Annotated in this window: 22 protein-coding genes; 17 read left to right on the top strand and 5 right to left on the bottom strand. The window is 66.7% G+C overall.

Translation table 11 applies throughout. The features are described 5' to 3' along the window. Nucleotides 1-10: 10 nt before the first annotated feature. The 4 genes from N7422_RS16620 to N7422_RS16635 all read left to right on the top strand — a co-directional run bounded on the left by N7422_RS16620 (nucleotide 11) and on the right by N7422_RS16635 (nucleotide 2,444). Nucleotides 11-496, top strand: coding sequence for a flavin reductase family protein (locus N7422_RS16620; protein ID WP_279807547.1), 486 nt, complete (start codon nucleotides 11-13; stop codon nucleotides 494-496). Nucleotides 497-647: 151 nt separating this feature from the next. Then, complete coding sequence (locus N7422_RS16625; RefSeq protein WP_279807548.1) at nucleotides 648-1,037, top strand: carboxymuconolactone decarboxylase family protein; 390 nt, start codon at nucleotides 648-650, stop codon at nucleotides 1,035-1,037. Between the two features lie 88 nt (nucleotides 1,038-1,125). Continuing rightward, the gene (locus N7422_RS16630; RefSeq protein WP_279807549.1) at nucleotides 1,126-1,878 is read left to right on the top strand and encodes a GntR family transcriptional regulator; all 753 of its coding nucleotides are present in this window, start codon (nucleotides 1,126-1,128) and stop codon (nucleotides 1,876-1,878) included. 2 nt (nucleotides 1,879-1,880) lie between these two features. Then, on the top strand, nucleotides 1,881-2,444 hold the full coding sequence (locus tag N7422_RS16635; RefSeq protein WP_279807550.1) for an NUDIX hydrolase: 564 nt from the start codon (nucleotides 1,881-1,883) through the stop codon (nucleotides 2,442-2,444). Between the two features lie 12 nt (nucleotides 2,445-2,456). Here the strand turns inward: N7422_RS16635 and glcC are convergent, their stop codons facing one another. Further along, complete coding sequence (gene glcC / locus N7422_RS16640; RefSeq protein WP_279807551.1) at nucleotides 2,457-3,215, bottom strand: transcriptional regulator GlcC; 759 nt, start codon at nucleotides 3,213-3,215, stop codon at nucleotides 2,457-2,459. A gap of 179 nt (nucleotides 3,216-3,394) precedes the next feature. On the opposite strand from glcC, the gene glcD reads away from it, so the two are divergent. From glcD to N7422_RS16660, 4 genes are read left to right on the top strand one after another with little or no spacing between them, the layout of a single operon-like run. Further along, nucleotides 3,395-4,894, top strand: coding sequence for a glycolate oxidase subunit GlcD (gene glcD / locus N7422_RS16645; RefSeq protein ID WP_279807552.1), 1,500 nt, complete (start codon nucleotides 3,395-3,397; stop codon nucleotides 4,892-4,894). Next, nucleotides 4,894-5,940, top strand: coding sequence for a glycolate oxidase subunit GlcE (gene glcE, locus N7422_RS16650; protein ID WP_279807553.1), 1,047 nt, complete (start codon nucleotides 4,894-4,896; stop codon nucleotides 5,938-5,940). The genes glcD and glcE overlap by 1 nt, the downstream gene beginning before the upstream one ends. Nucleotides 5,941-5,949: 9 nt before the next feature. Continuing rightward, entirely contained in the window at nucleotides 5,950-7,185 is a 1,236-nt protein-coding gene (gene glcF, locus N7422_RS16655; RefSeq protein ID WP_279807554.1) for a glycolate oxidase subunit GlcF, read from the top strand. Next, complete coding sequence (locus N7422_RS16660) at nucleotides 7,178-7,576, top strand: heme-binding protein (RefSeq protein WP_279807555.1); 399 nt, start codon at nucleotides 7,178-7,180, stop codon at nucleotides 7,574-7,576. The genes glcF and N7422_RS16660 overlap by 8 nt, the downstream gene beginning before the upstream one ends. Before the next feature lie 54 nt (nucleotides 7,577-7,630). Here N7422_RS16660 and N7422_RS16665 read toward each other — a convergent pair whose 3' ends face one another. Next, nucleotides 7,631-8,212 (bottom strand): flavin reductase family protein, encoded by a 582-nt coding sequence (locus tag N7422_RS16665; RefSeq protein ID WP_279807556.1) that lies wholly within the window; start codon nucleotides 8,210-8,212, stop codon nucleotides 7,631-7,633. A gap of 244 nt (nucleotides 8,213-8,456) precedes the next feature. On the opposite strand from N7422_RS16665, the gene N7422_RS16670 reads away from it, so the two are divergent. After that, nucleotides 8,457-8,780, top strand: a complete 324-nt coding sequence (locus N7422_RS16670; RefSeq protein ID WP_279807557.1) for a hypothetical protein — start codon at nucleotides 8,457-8,459, stop codon at nucleotides 8,778-8,780. A 120-nt stretch (nucleotides 8,781-8,900) separates the two neighbouring features. Continuing rightward, complete coding sequence (locus tag N7422_RS16675) at nucleotides 8,901-10,334, top strand: PLP-dependent aminotransferase family protein (RefSeq protein WP_279807558.1); 1,434 nt, start codon at nucleotides 8,901-8,903, stop codon at nucleotides 10,332-10,334. On the opposite strand, the gene N7422_RS16680 is transcribed toward N7422_RS16675, so the two are convergent. Together N7422_RS16680 and N7422_RS16685 are read right to left on the bottom strand one after the other, a co-directional pair. Further along, complete coding sequence (locus tag N7422_RS16680; protein WP_279807559.1) at nucleotides 10,327-11,520, bottom strand: cyanate transporter; 1,194 nt, start codon at nucleotides 11,518-11,520, stop codon at nucleotides 10,327-10,329. The two genes, N7422_RS16675 and N7422_RS16680, sit on opposite strands and share 8 nt — an antisense overlap. Continuing rightward, a complete protein-coding gene (locus N7422_RS16685) occupies nucleotides 11,517-11,975 on the bottom strand; it encodes a nucleoside deaminase (RefSeq protein WP_279807561.1) in 459 nt (152 codons plus the stop codon). The genes N7422_RS16680 and N7422_RS16685 overlap by 4 nt, the downstream gene beginning before the upstream one ends. A 194-nt stretch (nucleotides 11,976-12,169) precedes the next feature. Between N7422_RS16685 and N7422_RS16690 the strand changes: the two genes are divergently transcribed. Beyond that, a complete protein-coding gene (locus N7422_RS16690) occupies nucleotides 12,170-12,607 on the top strand; it encodes a carboxymuconolactone decarboxylase family protein (protein WP_279807562.1) in 438 nt (145 codons plus the stop codon). A 287-nt stretch (nucleotides 12,608-12,894) separates the two neighbouring features. After that, nucleotides 12,895-14,307, top strand: a complete 1,413-nt coding sequence (locus N7422_RS16695; protein WP_279807563.1) for a cytosine permease — start codon at nucleotides 12,895-12,897, stop codon at nucleotides 14,305-14,307. Between the two features lie 87 nt (nucleotides 14,308-14,394). Here the strand turns inward: N7422_RS16695 and N7422_RS16700 are convergent, their stop codons facing one another. Further along, entirely contained in the window at nucleotides 14,395-15,624 is a 1,230-nt protein-coding gene (locus tag N7422_RS16700; protein ID WP_279807564.1) for an acyl-CoA dehydrogenase, read from the bottom strand. Between the two features lie 140 nt (nucleotides 15,625-15,764). Here N7422_RS16700 and N7422_RS16705 point away from each other — a divergent pair, with 140 nt between their 5' ends. From N7422_RS16705 to N7422_RS16725, 5 genes are all read left to right on the top strand, one after another. Further along, nucleotides 15,765-16,700, top strand: a complete 936-nt coding sequence (locus N7422_RS16705) for a LysR family transcriptional regulator (RefSeq protein ID WP_279807565.1) — start codon at nucleotides 15,765-15,767, stop codon at nucleotides 16,698-16,700. Nucleotides 16,701-16,855: 155 nt separating this feature from the next. Beyond that, nucleotides 16,856-18,010: an aminotransferase class V-fold PLP-dependent enzyme gene (locus tag N7422_RS16710; protein ID WP_279807566.1), complete on the top strand. Its 1,155-nt coding sequence runs from the start codon at nucleotides 16,856-16,858 to the stop codon at nucleotides 18,008-18,010. Nucleotides 18,011-18,131: 121 nt separating this feature from the next. Continuing rightward, on the top strand, nucleotides 18,132-18,764 hold the full coding sequence (locus tag N7422_RS16715) for a LysE family translocator (protein WP_279807567.1): 633 nt from the start codon (nucleotides 18,132-18,134) through the stop codon (nucleotides 18,762-18,764). A gap of 91 nt (nucleotides 18,765-18,855) precedes the next feature. Continuing rightward, on the top strand, nucleotides 18,856-19,098 hold the full coding sequence (locus N7422_RS16720; RefSeq protein ID WP_279807568.1) for a DUF1654 domain-containing protein: 243 nt from the start codon (nucleotides 18,856-18,858) through the stop codon (nucleotides 19,096-19,098). A gap of 6 nt (nucleotides 19,099-19,104) precedes the next feature. Next, a complete protein-coding gene (locus N7422_RS16725; RefSeq protein WP_279807569.1) occupies nucleotides 19,105-19,797 on the top strand; it encodes an endonuclease I family protein in 693 nt (230 codons plus the stop codon). Nucleotide 19,798: the final 1 nt, after the last annotated feature.

The following is a 19,798-nucleotide window of genomic DNA, read 5'->3' on the forward strand; positions in this document are numbered from 1 at the left end:
TGACACAGCAATGATCGAACCCGGCATCTACAAAGACGTGATGGGCTCCTTCCCGTCCGGCGTCACCGTGGTCACCACCCTGGACGCCGACGGCGGCATCGTCGGCATCACCGCCAGCGCTTTCAGCGCGCTGTCGATCGAGCCGGCGCTGGTGCTGTTCTGTCCCAACTACGCCTCCGACACCTACCCGATCCTGCGGGACAGCAAGCAGTTCGCCATCCACCTGCTGTCCGCCGACCAGACCGCCGAGGCCTATGCCTTCGCCGGCAAGGGCAAGGACAAGGCCAGAGGCATCGACTGGCACCTGAGCGAGCTGGGCAACCCGCTGCTGGCCAGGGCCACGGCGATCATCGAGTGCGAGCTGTGGCGCGAGTACGACGGCGGTGATCACGCGATCATCGTCGGCCAGGTGAGAAACCTGGTGCTGCCCGAGCAGCCGGTGACGCCGATGGTGTACCACAAGGGCAAGCTCGGCGGGTTGCCGCCGCTGGGCTGATGCCCGGCCGGATATCGGCGCGGGCCTCTTCGCGGGCAAACCCGCGAAGAACACAACACCGATATCCCAGGTTTCCGGGTGCCGTGCTACCCCACTCCCTCACCCTCGGTCACGGCCCCCGTTTTTCTTCACCCACGCAGGAATCCGCCCCATGAGCAACGAGAAATACGAGAAAGGCCTGCAGATCCGCACCCAGGTGCTCGGCGAGGATTACGTCAGCCGCTCGATCCAGAGCGCCGACGACTTCACCCGACCGCTCCAGGAGCTGGTCACCGAGTACTGCTGGGGCCACGTCTGGGGCCGCGAGGGCTTGTCGCTCAAAGAGCGCAGCATGATAAACTTGGCGATGATTTCCGCGCTCAACCGGCCCCACGAACTCAAGCTGCACATCCGCGGCGCCCTGCGTAATGGCCTGAGCCGCGAACAGATTCGCGAGATCCTGCTGCAAGTCGGCATTTACTGCGGCGTGCCCGCGGCGGTGGACAGCTTCCGCCTGGCCCGCGAGGCCTTCGCCGACGCCGACGCTGAGCCCACCCGTTAACCGCGGGCTGTTCGAACCACTGCAAGGAGTGCCACGGTTCGTGGTGCTTCGCGATGTTGGCGCAACAGCCTCATAAAGAGCGCACCTGATGAAACGCCAGCCCCTCGACGACAGCTTCAAGGTCAACCGCAACCCCGTCACGCTCCGTGAAATCGTGCTCGACAAACTGCGCGGCGCGATCATGAACTTCCACCTGCTGCCAGGCGATCGCCTGGTCGAGCGCGACCTCTGCGACCGCCTCGGCGTGAGCCGCACCTCGGTGCGCGAAGCCCTGCGCCACCTGGAGTCCGAAGGCCTGGTCGAGTTCGCCGACGCCAAGGGCCCGCGCGTGGCCATCATCACCCTGGAAGACGCCCGCGACATCTACGAGCTGCGCTGCGTGCTCGAAGGCCTGATCGTCCAGCTGTTCACCCTCAATGCCAAGGCCAAGGACATCCGCGCCCTCGAACGCGCGCTCGAGGTCAATCGCGAGGCGCTGGAGGAAGGCGAGCTGGCCCAGGTGCTCGACTCGGTGCAGGGTTTCTACGACGTGCTGCTCGAAGGCTCGGGCAACCAGGTCGCCGCCCAGCAGCTGCGCCAGTTGCAGGCGCGCATCAGCTACCTGCGCGCCACCTCGGTGTCCCAGGAGAACCGCCGTGGCGCCAGCAACCGTGAAATGGAAAGGATCGTCGAGGCGATCAAGAGCGGCAACCCGCAGGCCGCCCACCAGGCCTCGGTCGACCATGTGCGCGCCGCCGCCAAGGTCGCCCTGGACTACCTGCGCCAGAAGCAGGACGACAACGCCAAGGTCCGCGAAATCGTCGAGCCCCTGCCCCTCAAGGACCCTCGCATAGGCCGCTGACCATGCCCGCCGCCCCGCGCTACTGCCCGCACTGCACCACGGAACTGGCCCGGGGCATCCCCGGCGGCGATACCCACGAACGCCTGCACTGCACCGGCTGTGGTTACGTGCATTACGTCAACCCGAAGATCATCGCCGGCTGCATCATCGAGCGCGACGGCAAGTACCTGCTGTGCCAACGCGCGATCCCGCCGCGCCCCGGCACCTGGACCCTGCCGGCAGGCTTCATGGAGGCCGGCGAAACCACCGAGCAGGCCGCCCTGCGCGAAGTCTGGGAAGAAAGCGGGGTGCGCGCCGAGATCGTCTCGCCCTACTCGATCTTCAGCGTGCCGACCATCAGCGAGGTGTACATCGTGTTCCGCGCCATCGCCACCGAAGAGACCGGGGAGCATGGCCCGGAAACCCAGGCCTATCGGTTCTTCGCGGCGGACGAGATTCCCTGGGACGAGATCTACTACCCGGCGATCCGGCAGATCCTCGAGCGCTACATCCTGGAACGCCAAGCCGGGGTCTATGGCATCTACATGGGCAACGACGACACCGGCAAGGTGCACTTCATCCGCTGACCACGCCAGGCGCTAGCCCCAACCCTCCATGCGCATCGTCGCCCGCACCAGCCGCTGCTGCTCCTGCTCGATCTCGCGCAGGCTGTCGCGCACGCCATGGATGTGGTCACGCGCCGCGCGCTGGGCCTGCTCCGGTAGCTGCTCCATCACCGCCTGGTACAGGCGCGCGTGCTGGCGATCGATCTGGCGCTTCTGCGCAGGCCGGCAGTAGAGGTTGTTGACCGATGCGAACACGCTGCTGAGGGTCAGGTCGCTGAGCGATTGCAGGGTATGCACCAGCACCGGATTGTGCGACGCCTCGCTGATGGCCCGGTGGAAGGCGTGGTCGCGCCGGGCGTGCTCCCGCGCGTCGACGGGCACGCCGTCGTCATGGGCAGACAGCATCTCCTCGTAGCGCCGCCGGATCAGCAGGCGGTCGACCTCGGTGGCGCGCACCGCGGCCAGGCGCGCGGACTCGCCCTCCAGCATCGCCCGCACTTCGAGCAGGTCGAACAAGGTGCGTGGCTGCGAACGGAACAGGTGCATCAGCGGGCTGGCGTCACCCTGGCCGCTGAGCTCGGCGACGAACGAGCCGCGGCCCTGCTCGGTGTCGATGATGCCGCGCCCGCGCAAAATGCGCAGGCCTTCGCGCAAGGCCGAACGCGAGCAGCCGAGCTTGTCCACCAGACGCCGCTCCGAAGGCAGTGCCTGCCCGACCTTGAGCACGCCATCGACGATCAGCTTTTCGACCCGCCCGGCCACCTGGTCGGCCACCTTGACCCTTGCGCTCATTCACTGCCTCCCACTGGTAGGACCACTGCGCATGACTCCACTCGAGCCGCACGCCAAGACCACAGCTAGCCTAGTACGTATCGAACAAACTGGTAGGACCAGTCTGCAAACCACTCGACGAACATCCCCGTGCCGCCCAGCCTGCAGGGAACAACAACAAGAATCGCCGGGTGAGCCTCATGAACATCCTCTACGACGAACGCGTCGATGGCCCGCTTCCCGCCGTCGACAAGGCCGAGCTGCTGGCGGCCCTGCGCGCCGCCCTCCCCGACCTCGACATCCTGCACCGCGGCGAAGACCTCAAACCCTACGAATGCGACGGTCTCTCGGCCTACCGCACGGTGCCGCTGCTGGTGGTGCTGCCCGAGCGCCTGGAACAGGTGCAGGCGCTGCTCAAGCTCTGTCATCAGCGCGGCGTGCCGGTGGTGGCGCGGGGGGCCGGCACCGGCCTGTCCGGCGGTGCCCTGCCGCTGAGCCAGGGCATCCTGCTGGTGATGGCCCGCTTCAACCGCATCCTCGAGGTCAACCCGCAAGGCCGCTACGCCCGCGTGCAACCCGGTGTGCGCAACCTGGCGATCTCCCAGGCAGCGGCGCCCCACGGCCTGTACTACGCGCCGGACCCGTCCTCGCAGATCGCCTGCTCGATCGGTGGCAATGTCGCCGAGAACGCCGGCGGCGTGCACTGCCTCAAGTACGGCCTGACCGTGCACAACCTGCTCAAGGTGGACATCCTCACCGTCGAGAGCGAACACCTGGCGCTGGGCAGCGACGCCCTGGACAGCCCGGGCTTCGACCTGCTGGCGCTGTTCACCGGCTCCGAAGGCATGCTCGGGATCGTCACCGAGGTGACCGTCAAGCTGCTGCCCAGGCCACAGGTGGCGCGGGTGCTGCTGGCCAGTTTCGACAGCGTCGAGCACGCCGGGCGGGCGGTGGCCGAGATCATCGCCGCCGGCATCATCCCCGGCGGCCTGGAGATGATGGACAACCTGGCGATCCGCGCCGCCGAGGACTTCATCCACGCCGGCTACCCGGTGGATGCCGCGGCGATCCTGCTGTGCGAACTCGATGGCGTCGAAGCCGATGTGCAGGACGATTGCCTGCGCGTCGACGCGCTGCTGCGCCAGGCCGGCGCCCGCGACGTGCGCCTGGCCTGCGACGAGGCCGAGCGGACGCGCTTCTGGGCCGGGCGCAAGAATGCCTTTCCAGCGGTGGGGCGCCTCTCGCCAGACTACTACTGCATGGACGGCACCATCCCGCGCCGCGAACTGCCGCGGGTACTCAAGGGCATCGGCGAACTCTCCGAGCAGTACGGCCTGCGCGTGGCCAACGTATTCCACGCCGGCGACGGCAACATGCACCCGCTGATCCTGTTCGACGCCAACCTGCCCGGCGAACTGGAGCGCGCCGAGGCCATCGGCGGCAAGATCCTGGAACTGTGCGTGGCGGTGGGCGGCAGCATCACCGGCGAGCACGGCGTGGGCCGGGAGAAGATCAACCAGATGTGCGCCCAGTTCAACAACGATGAGATCACCCTGTTCCATGCGGTCAAGGCCGCTTTCGACCCGCGGGGCCTGCTCAATCCCGGCAAGAATATCCCCACCCTGCACCGCTGCGCCGAGTTCGGCGCCCTGCATGTGCATCACGGGCAATTGCCGTTCCCCGACCTGGAGCGCTTCTGATGAACACCGACCTCAGCCTGAACCTGCTGGAACAGGTCAACCAGGCGCTGGACCAGGGCACGCCACTGCGCATCCAGGGCGGCGACACCAAGGCCATGCTCGGGCGCCCGGTGGCCGGCGAGATCATCGATACCCGAGGCCATCGCGGCATCGTCAGCTACGAGCCGAGCGAGCTGGTGCTCACCGCCCGGGCCGGCACGCCGCTGGCGGAGATCGAAGCGACCCTGCACGAGGCCGGCCAGATGCTGCCCTGCGAGCCCCCACACCTGGGCGCCGGGGCGACGCTCGGCGGCATGCTCGCCGCCGGCCTGTCCGGGCCGCGCCGGCCGTGGGCCGGCGCGGTGCGCGACTATGTGCTCGGCACGCGGCTGATCACCGGCCACGGCAAATTGCTGCGCTTCGGCGGCGAGGTGATGAAGAACGTCGCCGGTTACGACGTGTCGCGGCTGATGGCCGGCAGCTTCGGCTGCCTGGGGCTGCTGACCGAGGTGTCGCTGAAGGTCCTGCCACGGCCGCGCCAGTGCCGGAGCCTGCGCCTGGAACTGGACGGCCAGCGAGCCCTGGCCGCGCTGGCCGAGTGGGGCCAGCAACCGCTGCCGATCAGTGCCGCATGCCACGATGGCGAGGCCTTGTACCTGCGCCTCGAGGGCGGCGAAGGGTCGGTGCGCTCGGCCAGCGAACGGCTGGGAGGCGATTCGCTGGACAACCGGTTCTGGAGCGACCTGCGCGAGCAACGCCTGGCGTTCTTCGCCGACCCAGCACCGTTGTGGCGCCTGTCATTGACCAATGCCACAGGCGCGCTGGACCTGCCGGGCCGCCAATTGCTCGACTGGGGCGGCGCCCAACGCTGGCTCAAGTCCGACGCGCCACCACAGGCCCTGCGCGAGCAGATCGCGAAAGTCGGCGGCCATGCCACCTGCTACATCCCCGGCGACCACAGCTGGGCGCCACTGACCCCGGCATTGCTGCGCTACCACCAGGCGCTGAAAAGCCAGCTGGATCCCCGGGGCATCTTCAACCCTGGCCGCCTGTACGCCGATCTGTGAGGCCCGACCATGCAAACCCATCTCAGCGCGTCCGCCCGTCAGCTCGCCCGCGGCGAAGAGGCCGAGCGCATCCTGCGCAGCTGCGTGCACTGCGGCTTCTGCACCGCCACCTGCCCCACCTACCAGTTGCTCGGCGATGAGCTGGACGGGCCGCGGGGGCGCATCTACCTGATCAAGCAGGTGCTCGAGGGCGAACCGGTCACGGCCAGCACGCAACTGCATCTGGATCGCTGCCTGAGCTGTCGCAACTGCGAAACCACCTGTCCATCAGGGGTCAAGTACCACGACCTGCTCGACATAGGCCGCGCCGTGGTCGACCAGCAGGTTCGACGCCCGCTGAACCAGCGCCTGCTGCGCAACGGCTTGCGCGCCCTGGTACCCCGTCCCGCCGCGTTCAAGGCCCTGGTCCACGCCGGGCTGGCACTGCGCCCGGTGCTGCCGGCCGGCCTCAAGGGCAAGCTGCCCGCCCAGGTGCCGGCGCCGGGCCAGCGCCCCGCGCCGCGCCATGCCCGCCGCGTGCTGCTGCTCGAAGGCTGCGTGCAGCAAGCGCTGTCGCCCAACACCAATGCCGCCGCCACGCGCCTGCTCGACCGCCTGGGCATCAGCGTCGAGCCGATTCGCGAGGTCGGTTGCTGCGGCGCCGTCGACTATCACCTGGACGCCCAGCAACAAGGGCTCCAGCGCGCCCGGCACACTATCGATGCCTGGTGGCCAGCGATCGAAGCCGGCGCCGAGGCCATCGTGCAGACAGCCAGCGGCTGCGGCGCGTTCGTGCGCGACTATGGCCACCTGCTGCAAAACGACCCGCGCTACGCCGCCAAGGCCGCGCGCGTCAGCGCGCTTTCCCGTGACCTGGTCCAGGTCCTTCAGGCCGAACCCCTTGACCGGCTCGGGGTGTGCGCCGAACAGCGCCTGGCCTTCCACTGCCCTTGCACCCTGCAGCACGCGCTCAAGCTCGGCGGTGCGGTGGAAGCGCTGCTGACCCGGCTGGGCTTTCACCTCACGGCCGTGCCCGATGGCCACTTGTGCTGCGGCTCCGCGGGCACCTATTCACTGACCCAGCCCGAACTGTCACGCCAGTTACGCGACAACCGCCTGGCGGCGCTGGAAAGTGACCGCCCGCAAGTCATCGCCACCGCCAACATCGGCTGCCAGCTGCACCTCGGCGGCGCAGGAAGGACACCGGTGCGGCACTGGATCGAAATCGTCGAAGCGGCACTGGAAACGGAGACCTCGCATGCATAGCAAGCCAGTTCTGAACCAGGAGGACATCGCACGGTTGCTCGACACCGCCCGCCGGCAGGCCCTGGCCGGACAGTGGTCGGTGACCATCGCGGTGGTCGACGACGGTGGCCACCCGCTGGCCCTGGAGCGCATGGATGGTTGTGCGCCGGCCAGTGCCTATATCGCCCTGGAGAAAGCCCGCAGCGCCGCCCTGGGCCGACGCGAAACGCGGGATTACGAGCAGATGGTCAACGGCGGGCGCACGGCGTTCGTCACCGCGCCGCTGCTGACCAGCCTCGAAGGCGGTGTGCCATTGCGGGTGGATGGCCAGGTGATCGGGGCGATCGGCGTATCCGGGGTCAAGCCGGAGCAGGATGCCCAGGTGGCCAGGGCAGCAGCGGATGCCCTGTGAAACTCTGCGCCTGAATGCTGGATCCAGCCGCGACCTGTGGTGGGCTTGCCATCATCAGCCTTGCTGCCCGATCACCAACGGCTCGCCAATCGCGTAGAAATGCCCGCCTGCCACGTAATGCAGGCTGCGCCACGCCGGGTCGGCATGCTCGTACGCCCAATGCCCGTCACGGAACACCCGGTCATCGGCCCAGGCCGCGACCACTTCGCCGATGAACAGGTCGTAGGTCTGCTGGTTGTGCGGCTCGTCGATCACCCGGCACATCAGCCATGCCGAGCAGCCATTGACCAGTGGCGCCGAGTAACCCTCGACCCTGGCCAGCCCGACCCCGATGCTCGCCAGCTTGTCGGGCTGGTCGAACAGGCTCTGACTGCCGACCTGGTAGGTCAGCCTGGCCTGGGCCGCATTGGGCACCTGCAGCACGAACCAGCCACTGCCCTCCACCAGTTGGCGGGTACGGGCCGTCTTGTCGAGGACCACCGTCACCTTGGGCGGATCGAAATCCAGCGCGCAGGCCCAGGCGGCGGCCATCACATTGTCGACCCCCTCGTGACTGGCCGAGACCAGCACGGTCGGTCCGTGATTGAGCAGGCGATAGGCCTTCGCCAGATCGACGGGCTGGAAGTGGCTGTGCATGGCGAACCTCGGCAATGCAGGTGGATAGGCGTCGGATTGTGCCGCACCCGCCCGCATCGCGCCATCGGCGGCGGGGCTGACACGGATCAAGGCGACGATCAGGCCCCTGCCTGTAGCTTCGGAAGCCTCCTACCACAAGCACGGACGCTTCCTGATTGCTGCCCATCTGAGGCAAAAAGATCATCCGACCTGGAAACCTCAAGACCGCCCTGCGCGGCCAACGCCTTCCAGACGAGGCCAAGCCATGCCCACCCGCGAACTGTGCCACACGCTACGCCAACTGCTGGCCCATGAGGTCAGCAACCCCGACGACAACCCGCACCTGTCCGGCGTGCGCTTCTTCTGCGCCACCGACGAGCACACCCGCCAGCTGATAGAGCGTGTCGAACTGCTCGCCAGCGAGGCGTTCTTCGACGCCAAAGGTCATGCCATCCCCGCCCGCATGCGCGATGCCGCCGTCGATGGCGTGCGCATCAAGCAGAAGCGCAAGGCCTGCGACGACGAAACGGTGATCCGCATCGCCCTGCCGGACAAAGGCTATATCACCATCAGCACCGCCCGGCTCTGACGCCCTCTCGCCTTGCGCCAGGCCAGGCTGCATGGGCAGTGGCCCGTACCGCCGCCCCTTGCAGCTTTTTCGCCAAACCCCGAAGCTTTGCCATCCCTTGCGCTTCGGACTCCCTTCCCGATGGAACTGCATATCCGCCTCGAGGGCCGCAAAGGCCTCGCCGAGCAGCTCTACCAGCAACTGCGCGCCGCCATCGACAGCGGTCACCTGGCCGCCGGCACCCAGCTGCCGCCTACCCGCCTGCTGGCCGAACAACTCGGGGTCTCGCGCAAGACCGTGGCCGAAGCCTATTCCCGGCTGACCTACGACAACCTGCTCAGCGGCGTGGTCGGCCGCGGCACCTTCATCGCCCCGCGCCAGCCCATTCGCAGCAGCAATCGCCAGACCGTCCCGCTGGCCGCCGCCGACACCCTCGAACGCTGGCGCCAGCGCGCCACGGTGCTGGGCCGGCGCGCGCTGGACGCGCCTTCGCGCTACGACTTCGTCGGCGGCGCCTCGAGCAAGGCCCAGTTCCCCTACGACCAGTGGCGCAGCTGCATGAACCACGCCTTGCGGCGCAGCCAGCGGCACACCGAGCGGCAGTTCGCGGCCCAGGGCCTGCCGGAGTTGCGCGAGGCCATCGCTCACCACGTCGCCTACGCCCGCGGCGTGCAGTGCAGCCCCACCGATGTGCTGGTGTGCAACGGCGCCCAGCAGGCCCTGGACCTGATCACCCGGGTGCTGGTCGAGCCCGGCTGCAAGGTGGCCATGGAAGACCCCGGATACCCGCCTGCGCGCCAGCTGTTCCTGGCCCTGGGCGCGCAGCTGCAATCGGTGCCGGTGGACGACCAGGGTATGTGCGTGGAGCGGATCGAGGACGGCACGCGACTGATCTACGTGACCCCGTCGCACCAGTTTCCGCTGGGCATGCCGATGGCCGAGCCGCGGCGCCAGGCGCTGCTGGCACGGGCCGCCGAGCTCGGCGCGCTGATCATCGAGGATGACTACGACTGCGAGTTCCGCTACCAGGGACCGGCGGCCGAGGCCTTGCAGCGCCTGGACCGGCATGGGCTGGTGGCGTATGTAGGGACCTTCTCCAAGACCCTGCTGCCGGAACTGCGCCTGGGCTACGCGGTGCTGCCCCCGGCGGTGCTGCAGGCCGCCTGCGTGGCCAAGCACCTGAGCGACTGGCACAGCCCGAGCCTGCACCAGTGGGCCTTGGCACGGTTCATCAGCGAGGGTTACCTGAACAAGCACATCCGCCGCTGCCACGAGGTGTACAGCGCCCGGCGCGAGCGGATCCTGACGCGGCTCGGCGGCGACCTCGCCCCCTGGTTCGACGCGGTGCCCGCCAGTGCCGGCTTCCACCTGAGCGCGCTGGCCAGGCCTGGGGTCGATGTCGAACTGCTGATCAACCTGGCGCGCAAGGTCGAGGTGGGACTCTACTCGCTGGCGCCGTTCTTCAGCGAGGCCCCGGTGCGCCCGGGGCTGGTGCTGGGCTTCGGCGCCATCGAGTTGCTGGACATCGACCCGGCGCTGGATCGCGTGCGCGACACCCTGCAGCAGCTCAGCTGAGCGATGCCGCCGGCTGGCGCTCGCCACGGGCGATAGCCTGGGCGTAACCGCCCGGGGCGAAACGCGCGGTCACCAGCAACATCGCCAGCACCGTGCAGGTCAGCAGCATCCACGAGGCCTGGAAGTCGCCGCTGGCATCGCGCAACCAACCAGTGATGTACGGCACGATCCCGGTGACGATGAAACCCACGCCCTGGACGAAGGCCGCCAGACTGCCGGCCTCCCCCGGCGTGCGCAGGTGCTCCAGGGTCAGCGTCAGGCTCAGGCTGAAGCATGCCCCCAGGCCCAGGCCGATCATCGCCACCCACAGGCCCATGGCGCTGGCCGGCGCCAGCAACAGGCCGAGAAAGCCGGCCAGCTGGATCAGCAGGGCCAACCACAGGCCGGGGCGGCGGTCGGCCAGGCGACGCAGCAGCAGAGGCAGCCCCAGGGCACCGGTGACCTGGAAGATCGTCATCAGGCCGACCAGTTCACCGCCGCCCTGGGCCGTGCCGCCATGTTCCAGGTGATAGGCCGGCAGCCAGGCCACCATGCTGGTGTAGCCGCCGTTGATCAGCCCGAAATACAAGGCCAGCAGCCAGGCGCGGCGATTGCCGAACCAGTGTCCGCCGCCACCCCCGACCAGGGTGGGTGCATCGTCTCGCGGGCGCAGGACGAGCCAGGCCACCACCGCCAGCAGCGCAGGCAACGCCCAGAGGCCCAGGCCCACCTGCCAATGGCCAAAGTGCGCGCTGATCGATGGGCCGAGCACCGCCGCCAGGCCACCTCCGGTCATCAGCGCCGCCGAATACAGGCCCATGCTCGCCGCCAGGCGGGTCGGGAACCAACGGTTGACCAGCCCCGGCATCATGCCCTGCACCACCGCCACGCCAAGGCCGGCGACCACCGCGCTGGCGATCAGCGCCCATGCGCTGTCCAGCTGCAGCCGCCACAGGCAGGCCAGGGCGATGGCCGAGAGCCCGGCGAGCATGCCGCCGTGCTCGCTCAGCCAACGCCGCAACCAGGGTTGCAGCAGCGGCACCAAGCCCATGCACAGCACCGGCAGCGCGGTCAGCAGCGCCGCCTGCTGATAGCCCAGCCCGGTGCTCTGGCGCATGGGCTCCAGCAACGGGCCGATACTGGTAAGAATCGGGCGCAGGTTCAGTGCCAACAGCAGCACCAGCAACAGGTTCAATGCCGCCCTCATGCCTGGCCGGCCTGCTTCCATTCACGGTACAGGCCATCCTCGCCGGCCGGCTTGAGCGGGCGCAGCGGCAGGCTTTGCTGTTGCGGCGGGCGGGCCATCTGCGCATAGACAGCGGCCGTGGACAGCCCGTAAGGCTCGCCCTCGTCATTGTCGTAGGCGAACCAGGCGCGCTCGATGCCGCACAGGTGCATGGCCGCCAGGCACATCGGGCAGGGATGCCCGCTGGCATAGATCTCGGCGCCGTCCAGGCGCGTGCGGCCCAGTGCCTGGGCCGCCTTGCGGATGGCCTGCAGCTCGGCATGACTGGTCGGGTCCTGGGTGCTGTGGATCTCGTTGACGGCGCGGGCGACGACCTGCCCCTGGTACACCAGCACGGCGCCGAAGGGGCGGCCACCTGCCTGAATGTTGGCGCGGGCCAGGTCGAGGGCTTCGCGCATGTAACGTTCGTGGGACATGAATCGGTTCTCCGCTAAAGACCGGCCCATTATCCCGGCTCGACGACCATGGCTGAAATGAAGAGATTGGATGCCTGCCAGTGGCCATCTGAATAAGCGATTGGCCTCCTGGCAAAGCAGGCGATTGGCTATTCGGCCTGACCCGGCCTGACGCTAAGGTGGTGGCACTTCCCCTCGCCCCCTGGAGCCACACCATGCATGACCGTATCGAATGGGCCAAACAGTCGCCGGAGGCCTACAAGGCCATGGTCGGCCTCGAGCAGGCACTGATTGCCTCGGGCCTGGAGCACTCGCTGCTGGAGCTGATCCGTTTGCGTGCCTCGCAGATCAATGGCTGCGCCTACTGCGTCAACATGCACGCCAACGATGCGCGCAAGGCCGGCGAGTCCGAGGCCCGGCTGCAGACCCTGAGCGTCTGGCGCGAGACCCGTTACTTCACTGCGCGCGAGCGCGCGGCGCTGGCCTGGGTCGAAAGCCTGACCCGCCTGCCCGAGCGCGGCGCGCCGCAGGATGAGTACCTGGCGCTGCTTGAACACTTCGGCGAAAAGAAGGTAGCCAACCTGACGCTGGCCATCGCCACCATCAATGCCTGGAACCGCTTCGGCGTCGGCTTTGCGATGGTGCCCGCTTAACGCCCATCCCTTTCAAGGTGTTCGCCGTTAGCGTTGCAGCGAACACCTTGCGCCCCTCACTCGTCACCCCGAAACCTTGAAAGAGCTGCGCCAAAGCCAGTCAGCAGCACCTGTCAGCCCCCATGCGGCCTTCCGCCAGCCTTAGTTTTTTTAAGGTTCATGAGCACATATTTACTAATTTCTCGATCCCGGCCCGCCCCGCATCATCGCTCCAACAAGAACGCGTCGCCCCTTGCCGGCACGCACCCGGGCAGCACCCGATGCCCCACCTTGCCTTGGAGTCAGTCATGACCAGCGCAGCCAATTCGGCACCCCTCATCGAGAAACACACGATCGGCTACGTGCCGCCGCAAGACCGCCATGGAAAGGTAAGGGATCTGTTCACACTGTGGTTCGGCGGCAACATCGCGCCCTTGCCCATCGTCACTGGCGCGCTGGGCGTGCAGCTGTTCCACCTCAACCTGGTGTGGGGCATCGTCGCCATCCTGGTCGGTCACCTGGTCGGCGGCGTGCTGATGGCGCTGCATTCGGCCCAGGGCCCGCAGATGGGCATCCCGCAGATGATCCAGAGCCGCGCGCAGTTCGGCTCGCTCGGCGCGCTGCTGGTGGTGGTGATCGCAGGCGTCATGTACATCGGTTTCTTCGCTTCCAACATCGTCCTGGCCGGCAAGTCGCTGCATGGCGTGGTCGAGGCCGTGCCGGTGCCGGTGGGCATCGTCATCGGCGCGCTGGGCTCGGGGATCATCGGCATCATTGGCTACCGCTTCATCCACGTGCTCAACCGTATCGGCACCTGGGTGCTGGGCATCGGCATCGTGGTCGGCTTCGGCTACATCTTCAGCCACGTGCAAAGCGACGATTTCCTCACCCGCGGCGGCTTCAACCTGGCCGGCTGGCTGGCCACCGTGTCGCTGGCGGCGCTGTGGCAGATCGCCTTCGCCCCCTATGTGTCGGATTACTCGCGCTACCTGCCAGCCGACGTCAAGGTGAGTTCGACCTTCTGGACCACCTACCTGGGCTCGGCCCTGGGTTCGAGCCTGTCGTTCATCTTCGGCGCCGTCGCGGTGCTGGCGATCCCGGCCGGCATGGACACCATGGACGCGGTCAAGCTGGCCACCGGCACCCTCGGTCCGCTGATGCTGGTGCTGTTCCTGCTCAGCGTGATCAGCCACAACGCCCTCAACCTGTACGGCGCGGTGCTGTCGATCATCACCCTGGTGCAGACCTTCGCCTACCGCTGGATCCCCACCGCCAAGAGCCGCGCCGTGCTGTCGCTGATCGTGCTGGCCGCCTGCTGCGTAGTGGCGGTGTTCGCCTCGGCCGACTTCATCGGCCACTTCGTCGACATGGTGCTGGTACTGCTGGTGGTGCTGGTGCCGTGGACGGCGATCAACCTGATCGACTTCTATGTCATCCACAAGGGCGACTACGACATCCAGTCGATCTTCAAGGTCGACGGCGGTATCTACGGCCGCTACAACCCGCAGGCGCTGATCGCCTACGCGGTGGGCATCGTGGTGCAGATTCCGTTCATGAACACACCGCTGTACGTCGGGCCGGTTTCCACACACATCAATGGTGCCGACCTGTCGTGGCTGGTGGGGCTGGCGATCACCTCGCCGCTGTACTGGTGGCTGGCCAGCCGGGACAGTGCTTATCGGCGTCGGCAGGTGAGCGCGAAACTGGCAGCGACGGCCTGATCCAAAGTGAATCGCGGGGCAAGCCCGCTCCCACGAAACCTGTACGGTACGGTGGGAGCGAGCTTGCCCCGTGACGGTTGCTCCCGGTCAACGCTCGCCGCGCAACATCTCCTTCGGCACATACTTGCCAATCTCATACTTGCCGATCGCCGCCCGGTGCACTTCATCCGGCCCGTCGGCCAGGCGCAGGGTACGCTGCATCGCGTACATGTACGCCAGCGGGAAATCACCGCTCACCCCTGCCCCGCCGTGAATCTGGATGGCCCGGTCGATCACCTTCAGCGCGACGTTGGGCGCCACCACCTTGATCTGTGCGATCTCGCTGCGCGCGACCTTGTTGCCGACGGTGTCCATCATGTAAGCGGCCTTAAGTGTCAACAGCCGCGCCATGTCGATCTCCATCCGCGAGTCGGCGATCTTGTCGACGTTGCCCCCCAGCCGCGCCAAGGGTCGGCCGAAAGCGGTGCGTTCCACCGAGCGTTTGCACATCAGCTCCAGGGCGCGTTCAGCCATGCCGATCGAGCGCATGCAGTGGTGGATCCGGCCCGGGCCGAGGCGGCCCTGGGCGATCTCGAAGCCACGGCCCTCGCCAAGGATCACGTTGTCATAAGGCACCCGCACATTCTCGAACAGCACCTCGGCATGGCCATGGGGCGCGTCGTCGTAGCCGAACACCGGCAACGGCCTAACGATCTTCACCCCCGGCGTTTCGGTGGGCACCAGGATCATCGAGTGCTGCTGGTGGCGTTGGCCGTCGGGGTTGGACAGGCCCATGAAGATCATCACCTTACAACGCGGGTCGCAGGCGCCGGAGGTCCACCACTTGCGACCGTTGATCACCCACTCGTCGCCGTCGCGCACAGCGGTGGCGGCCATGTTGGTGGCATCCGAGGAGGCCACGTCTGGTTCGGTCATGGCGAACGCCGAACGGATCTCGCCGCGCAGCAGCGGCTCCAGCCACTGGCGCTTCTGCGCCTCGCTGCCGTAGCGCACCAGCACTTCCATGTTGCCGGTGTCCGGCGCCGAACAGTTGAACGGCTCGGGCCCCAGCAGCGAGCGCCCCATGATTTCGGCCAGGGGCGCGTACTCGAGGTTGCTCAGCCCCGCGCCATACTCGGACTCGGGCAGAAACAGGTTCCACAGCCCTTCGGCACGGGCCTTGGCCTTGAGCGCCTCCATGATCGCGGTGGGCTGCCAGCGATCACCCTCGGCGACCTGGCGCTCGAACACCGGCTCGGCGGGGTAGACGTATGCATCCATGAATGCGCTGACGCGCTCGCGCAGTGCCTGGACCTTGGGCGAATAGGCGAAATCCATCGGGGCTACCTTCAGTCAATGAAGAACATGGTCCTGAGCCTAGAACAGCCACCCTTCATCCACCTAGTCTATTTTCTGCGTGTATAAACATTCATAACCAATATATGATCGCTCCATAACTCCAACAAAGAGCGGCGCCCATGAACCTCAGCAAGGTCGACCTCAACCTGTTCATCGTCTTCGACGCCATCTACACCGAAGCCAACCTGACCCGCGCCGGGCAGATCGTCGGCATCACCCAGCCGGCGGTGTCCAACGCCCTGTCCCGCCTGCGCGAGACCTTCAACGACCCGCTGTTCGTGCGCACCGCCCAGGGCATGGTGCCCACGCCCATGGCGCAGAACATCATCGGCCCAGTGCGCAACGCCCTGGCGCTGCTGCGCACCTCGGTGCAGGAAAGTCGCATCTTCAATCCGCTGCAGGCGAGCAAGACCTTCCGTATCAGCATGACCGACCTGACCGAGGCGGTGATCCTGCCGCCACTGTTCCAGCGCCTGCGGCGCCTGGCTCCGGCGCTGGTGATCGAGAGCTTCCTGTGCAAGCGCCGCGAAACCACCAAGGAGCTGGCCGCCGGACGCCTGGACTTCGCCGTCGATGCGCCGCTGAACACCGACCCGCAGGTGCGGCACGTCAAGCTGATGCAGGACCACTACGTCTGCGCCATGCGCCCCGGCCATCCGCTGGCCGACAGCAAACTCACCCTCGACAGCTACCTGGGCATGACCCACATCCATATCTCCAGCCGCCGCAACGGCCTGGGCTATGTCGACCTGGCCCTGGGCAAGATGGGCGTGCAGCGCCGTGTCGCCCTGCGCTCGCAGCACTACCTGATGGCCTCGCAGGTGCTGCAGCAGACCGACATGGTGATGACCGTCCCCGAGCGCTTCGCCCGCCGTCACCAGTTGCGCTACCAGCCCTTGCCTGTGGAGGTGCCAGCGCTGGAAACCCACCTGTACTGGCATGAAAGCACCGACCAGGATCCGGCCAATCGCTGGATGCGCGAGCAGATCATCGAATTGTGCGAACGGGTGGTGGTACAGGACCAGCAGGCGCTGGAAAACGCGCAACCCGCCTGAGAAGTTTTTTCCAAAAAACCGCAATTTTGTAGAAAAAAAAATTATTAAAATCGCCACTTGATACGGATAAGGAAAAATATTCATATCCATTACTGCCTAACATGCTGTTCATGGACGCCGAATGGCGGTGTCCCCGCACGGACCCGCACGCGATCATGTCCAGCACCCCGCTCTACTTCGACTACGCCGCCACCACCCCGGTCGATGACCGGGTCATCGAAGCCATGCTTGGCTGCCTTGGCCGTTCGACGAACTTCGGCAACCCGGCGTCCAGCGGACACTTCCATGGCCAGGCGGCTCGCGAGGCGGTGGAGCAGGCCCGTCGCCAGGTGGCCGAGCGGGTCGGCGCGCACGCCGACGACCTGGTCTGGACCTCCGGCGCCACCGAGTCCAACAACCTCGCCCTCAAAGGCATCGCCCAGGGCTTCGACCATCCCGGACACCTGATCACCAGCCAGCTCGAGCACAAGGCCGTGCTCGACACCGCCGCCGAACTGGAGCGCCAGGGTTGGTCAGTGACCCGCCTGGCCCCGGACGCTCACGGCCTGATCCAGGCCGACGCCGTGCAGGCGGCGCTGCGCCCGGACACACGGCTGGTGTCGCTGATGGCGGTGAACAACGAGCTGGGCACGCTCACCGACTTTGCCAACATCGGCGCGCGGGTTCGCGAACACGGCGCACTGCTGCATGTGGATGCGGCCCAGGCGGTGGGCAAGCTGGTGATCGATCTGGCACATCAGCCCGTGGACCTGATGTCGTTCTCGGCCCACAAGATCTATGGCCCCAAAGGCATCGGCGCGCTCTACGTCGGCCCTCGCGCCCGTCCGGTGATGCGCGCGCAGATGCATGGCGGCGGCCACGAGCGCGGGCTGCGCTCCGGCACCCTGGCCACCCACCAGATCGTCGGCATGGGCAGCGCCTTCGCCCTCGCCGGCCAGCCGGGCGAGCCGGAGTACCAGCGTTTGGAGCGACTCGCCCAACGCCTGCGCGAAGGCCTGCTGGCCTTGCCTGGGGTCACGCTCAATGGCTGCGCGCTGCAACGCATTCCGCATACCCTCAACCTGTGCATCGATGCCAAGGGTTTCAACAGCTTGGTCCTGACGGGCGAACTGGCACTGTCCAGTACGTCGGCGTGCAACTCGGCGAGCAACGCGGCCTCCCATGTGCTGCTGGCACTAGGGCTCGACGAACGCCAGGCACGCAGCAGCGTGCGTCTGAGCATCGGGCGGTATACCAGTGAAGCCGATGTGGATGGCGCGATTGCCGTGTTCAAGCGGGTCGTCACAGCCGCTGCGGTGGCGCTCTGGTAGGGGCACGTAGCCGGGGCTGACGCCTTCGCCCACCGCAGGAGCGTCAGCCCGCAGATTCACATGGCGGCCGAACCGCAACAATGGCATCGTGCAGCTTTCCCCAGCGCACAGGACGCGCTCCATGACACTGCACCTCTGGCTCACCTTTTCCCTCGCCTACCTGCTCACCTCGCTCATCCCCGGGCCCAACGTCCTGCTGACCGTGCGCAACGCCTTGCGCCATGGCCCATCGGGCATCGGCATGAGCTTGTTGGGCAACCTCACCGCGCAGCTGTTGGCAATCACTGCCGTGGCCATGGGCGTGGGCGCCTTGCTGATTTCGCTGCCCACGGCGTTCCTGGCGCTGAAGCTGGCGGGTGCCGGGTACCTCATCTATCTGGGTGTACGCCAGTTGTTCTTGCGCAACGCGCCAAAATTGTCGGCCACTGCGCCGACCCCGCCTGCGGCGCAGGCACGATGGCGCATCGCCATGGAAGCGTTCCTGGTCTCGGCGAGCAATCCGAAAAGCCTGATGTTCTTCGTCGCCTTCCTGCCCCAGTTCCTCGAACCCGGCCGATCGATCCTCACTCAGTTCGCGGCGATGTACGTGAGCATGGCGGTGATCGTCTGCGTGGTGCATTCGTTCTATAGCTTCACCGCGTATCGCTTCGGCCAGCAGGTGAAAGCCTCAACCATCGCCGCTTGGTTCAAGCGTGCCAGCGGAGCGCTGTTCATCGGCCTTGGGATACGTCTGCTCAATACCAAAGCGGTGTAAGTCCAGATCGGAGGTTTTAGCCTACCCGCTGTTGCGAAACGGCCTACAGTGAAATACTGTATGCGCATACAGCAAAACAAGGACTCCCCCTGTGGCCGGCACCTCCGTCGCAACACCGAGCAGTTTTGAGCAACTGGGTCAGCGCATCCAGAAGATCATCAACAGCCCCACCGCGCAGCGCAGCCGTGCCGCGCTGATCTTCCGCCTGGAGCACGAGTCGCCTGACGACTGGCACAACCTGCTCGCGGAAATCGCCGAGAACGACAATGTCACCCTCGCTCATCGCGACGACGGCGGCGTGCAGATCTTCTGGACCGTGCCAAAGGAAGACTGACCGTACATGAGAGTTTCGCTTTTCGCTGCCGCCTGCCTGCTGTTGACCACCGCCCCCGCCCACGCCGATGCTCCGCGCACCTTCCAGGAAGCCAAGAAGGTCGCGTGGCGTCTGTATGCGCCGCAATCCACCGAGTTCTACTGTGGCTGCAAGTACAAGGGTAACAAGGTCGACCTGGCCTCCTGCGGCTATGAACCCCGCAAGAACCTGCAACGCGCCTCGCGCATCGAGTGGGAACATATCGTCCCGGCCTGGCAGATCGGCCACCAGCGTCAGTGCTGGCAGAGCGGCGGGCGCAAGAATTGCTCGCGCCACGACACGGTCTACCAGCGCGCGGAAGCCGACCTGCACAACCTGGTACCGAGCATCGGCGAGGTCAATGGCGATCGCAGCAACTACAGCTTCGGCTGGCTGCCCGAGCAGCGTGGTCAATATGGGGCCTGCCTCACCCAGGTCGATTTCAAGGCCAAGAAGGTGATGCCACGCCCATCGATCCGCGGCATGATCGCGCGCACCTACTTCTACATGAGCAAGCAGTACGACCTGCGCCTGTCGAAGCAGGACCGCCAGCTGTTCGAGGCCTGGAACAAGACCTATCCACCACAAACCTGGGAGCTGCAGCGCAACCAGCAAGTGGCCTGCGTGATGGGGCGTGGCAACGACTTCGTCGGGCCGGTCAATATGAAAGCCTGTGGCTGAG

It is taken from the genome of Pseudomonas sp. GD04091 (assembly GCF_029836165.1).
Classification (GTDB): domain Bacteria; phylum Pseudomonadota; class Gammaproteobacteria; order Pseudomonadales; family Pseudomonadaceae; genus Aquipseudomonas.

Coding starts and splice junctions, on each gene's coding strand:
- N7422_RS16620 (WP_279807547.1), top strand. CDS start 11: ATGATCGAACCCGGCATCTACAAAGACGTGATGGGCTCCTTCCCGTCC.
- N7422_RS16625 (WP_279807548.1), top strand. CDS start 648: ATGAGCAACGAGAAATACGAGAAAGGCCTGCAGATCCGCACCCAGGTG.
- N7422_RS16630 (WP_279807549.1), top strand. CDS start 1,126: ATGAAACGCCAGCCCCTCGACGACAGCTTCAAGGTCAACCGCAACCCC.
- N7422_RS16635 (WP_279807550.1), top strand. CDS start 1,881: ATGCCCGCCGCCCCGCGCTACTGCCCGCACTGCACCACGGAACTGGCC.
- glcC (WP_279807551.1), bottom strand. CDS start 3,215: ATGAGCGCAAGGGTCAAGGTGGCCGACCAGGTGGCCGGGCGGGTCGAA.
- glcD (WP_279807552.1), top strand. CDS start 3,395: ATGAACATCCTCTACGACGAACGCGTCGATGGCCCGCTTCCCGCCGTC.
- glcE (WP_279807553.1), top strand. CDS start 4,894: ATGAACACCGACCTCAGCCTGAACCTGCTGGAACAGGTCAACCAGGCG.
- glcF (WP_279807554.1), top strand. CDS start 5,950: ATGCAAACCCATCTCAGCGCGTCCGCCCGTCAGCTCGCCCGCGGCGAA.
- N7422_RS16660 (WP_279807555.1), top strand. CDS start 7,178: ATGCATAGCAAGCCAGTTCTGAACCAGGAGGACATCGCACGGTTGCTC.
- N7422_RS16665 (WP_279807556.1), bottom strand. CDS start 8,212: ATGCACAGCCACTTCCAGCCCGTCGATCTGGCGAAGGCCTATCGCCTG.
- N7422_RS16670 (WP_279807557.1), top strand. CDS start 8,457: ATGCCCACCCGCGAACTGTGCCACACGCTACGCCAACTGCTGGCCCAT.
- N7422_RS16675 (WP_279807558.1), top strand. CDS start 8,901: ATGGAACTGCATATCCGCCTCGAGGGCCGCAAAGGCCTCGCCGAGCAG.
- N7422_RS16680 (WP_279807559.1), bottom strand. CDS start 11,520: ATGAGGGCGGCATTGAACCTGTTGCTGGTGCTGCTGTTGGCACTGAAC.
- N7422_RS16685 (WP_279807561.1), bottom strand. CDS start 11,975: ATGTCCCACGAACGTTACATGCGCGAAGCCCTCGACCTGGCCCGCGCC.
- N7422_RS16690 (WP_279807562.1), top strand. CDS start 12,170: ATGCATGACCGTATCGAATGGGCCAAACAGTCGCCGGAGGCCTACAAG.
- N7422_RS16695 (WP_279807563.1), top strand. CDS start 12,895: ATGACCAGCGCAGCCAATTCGGCACCCCTCATCGAGAAACACACGATC.
- N7422_RS16700 (WP_279807564.1), bottom strand. CDS start 15,624: ATGGATTTCGCCTATTCGCCCAAGGTCCAGGCACTGCGCGAGCGCGTC.
- N7422_RS16705 (WP_279807565.1), top strand. CDS start 15,765: ATGAACCTCAGCAAGGTCGACCTCAACCTGTTCATCGTCTTCGACGCC.
- N7422_RS16710 (WP_279807566.1), top strand. CDS start 16,856: ATGTCCAGCACCCCGCTCTACTTCGACTACGCCGCCACCACCCCGGTC.
- N7422_RS16715 (WP_279807567.1), top strand. CDS start 18,132: ATGACACTGCACCTCTGGCTCACCTTTTCCCTCGCCTACCTGCTCACC.
- N7422_RS16725 (WP_279807569.1), top strand. CDS start 19,105: ATGAGAGTTTCGCTTTTCGCTGCCGCCTGCCTGCTGTTGACCACCGCC.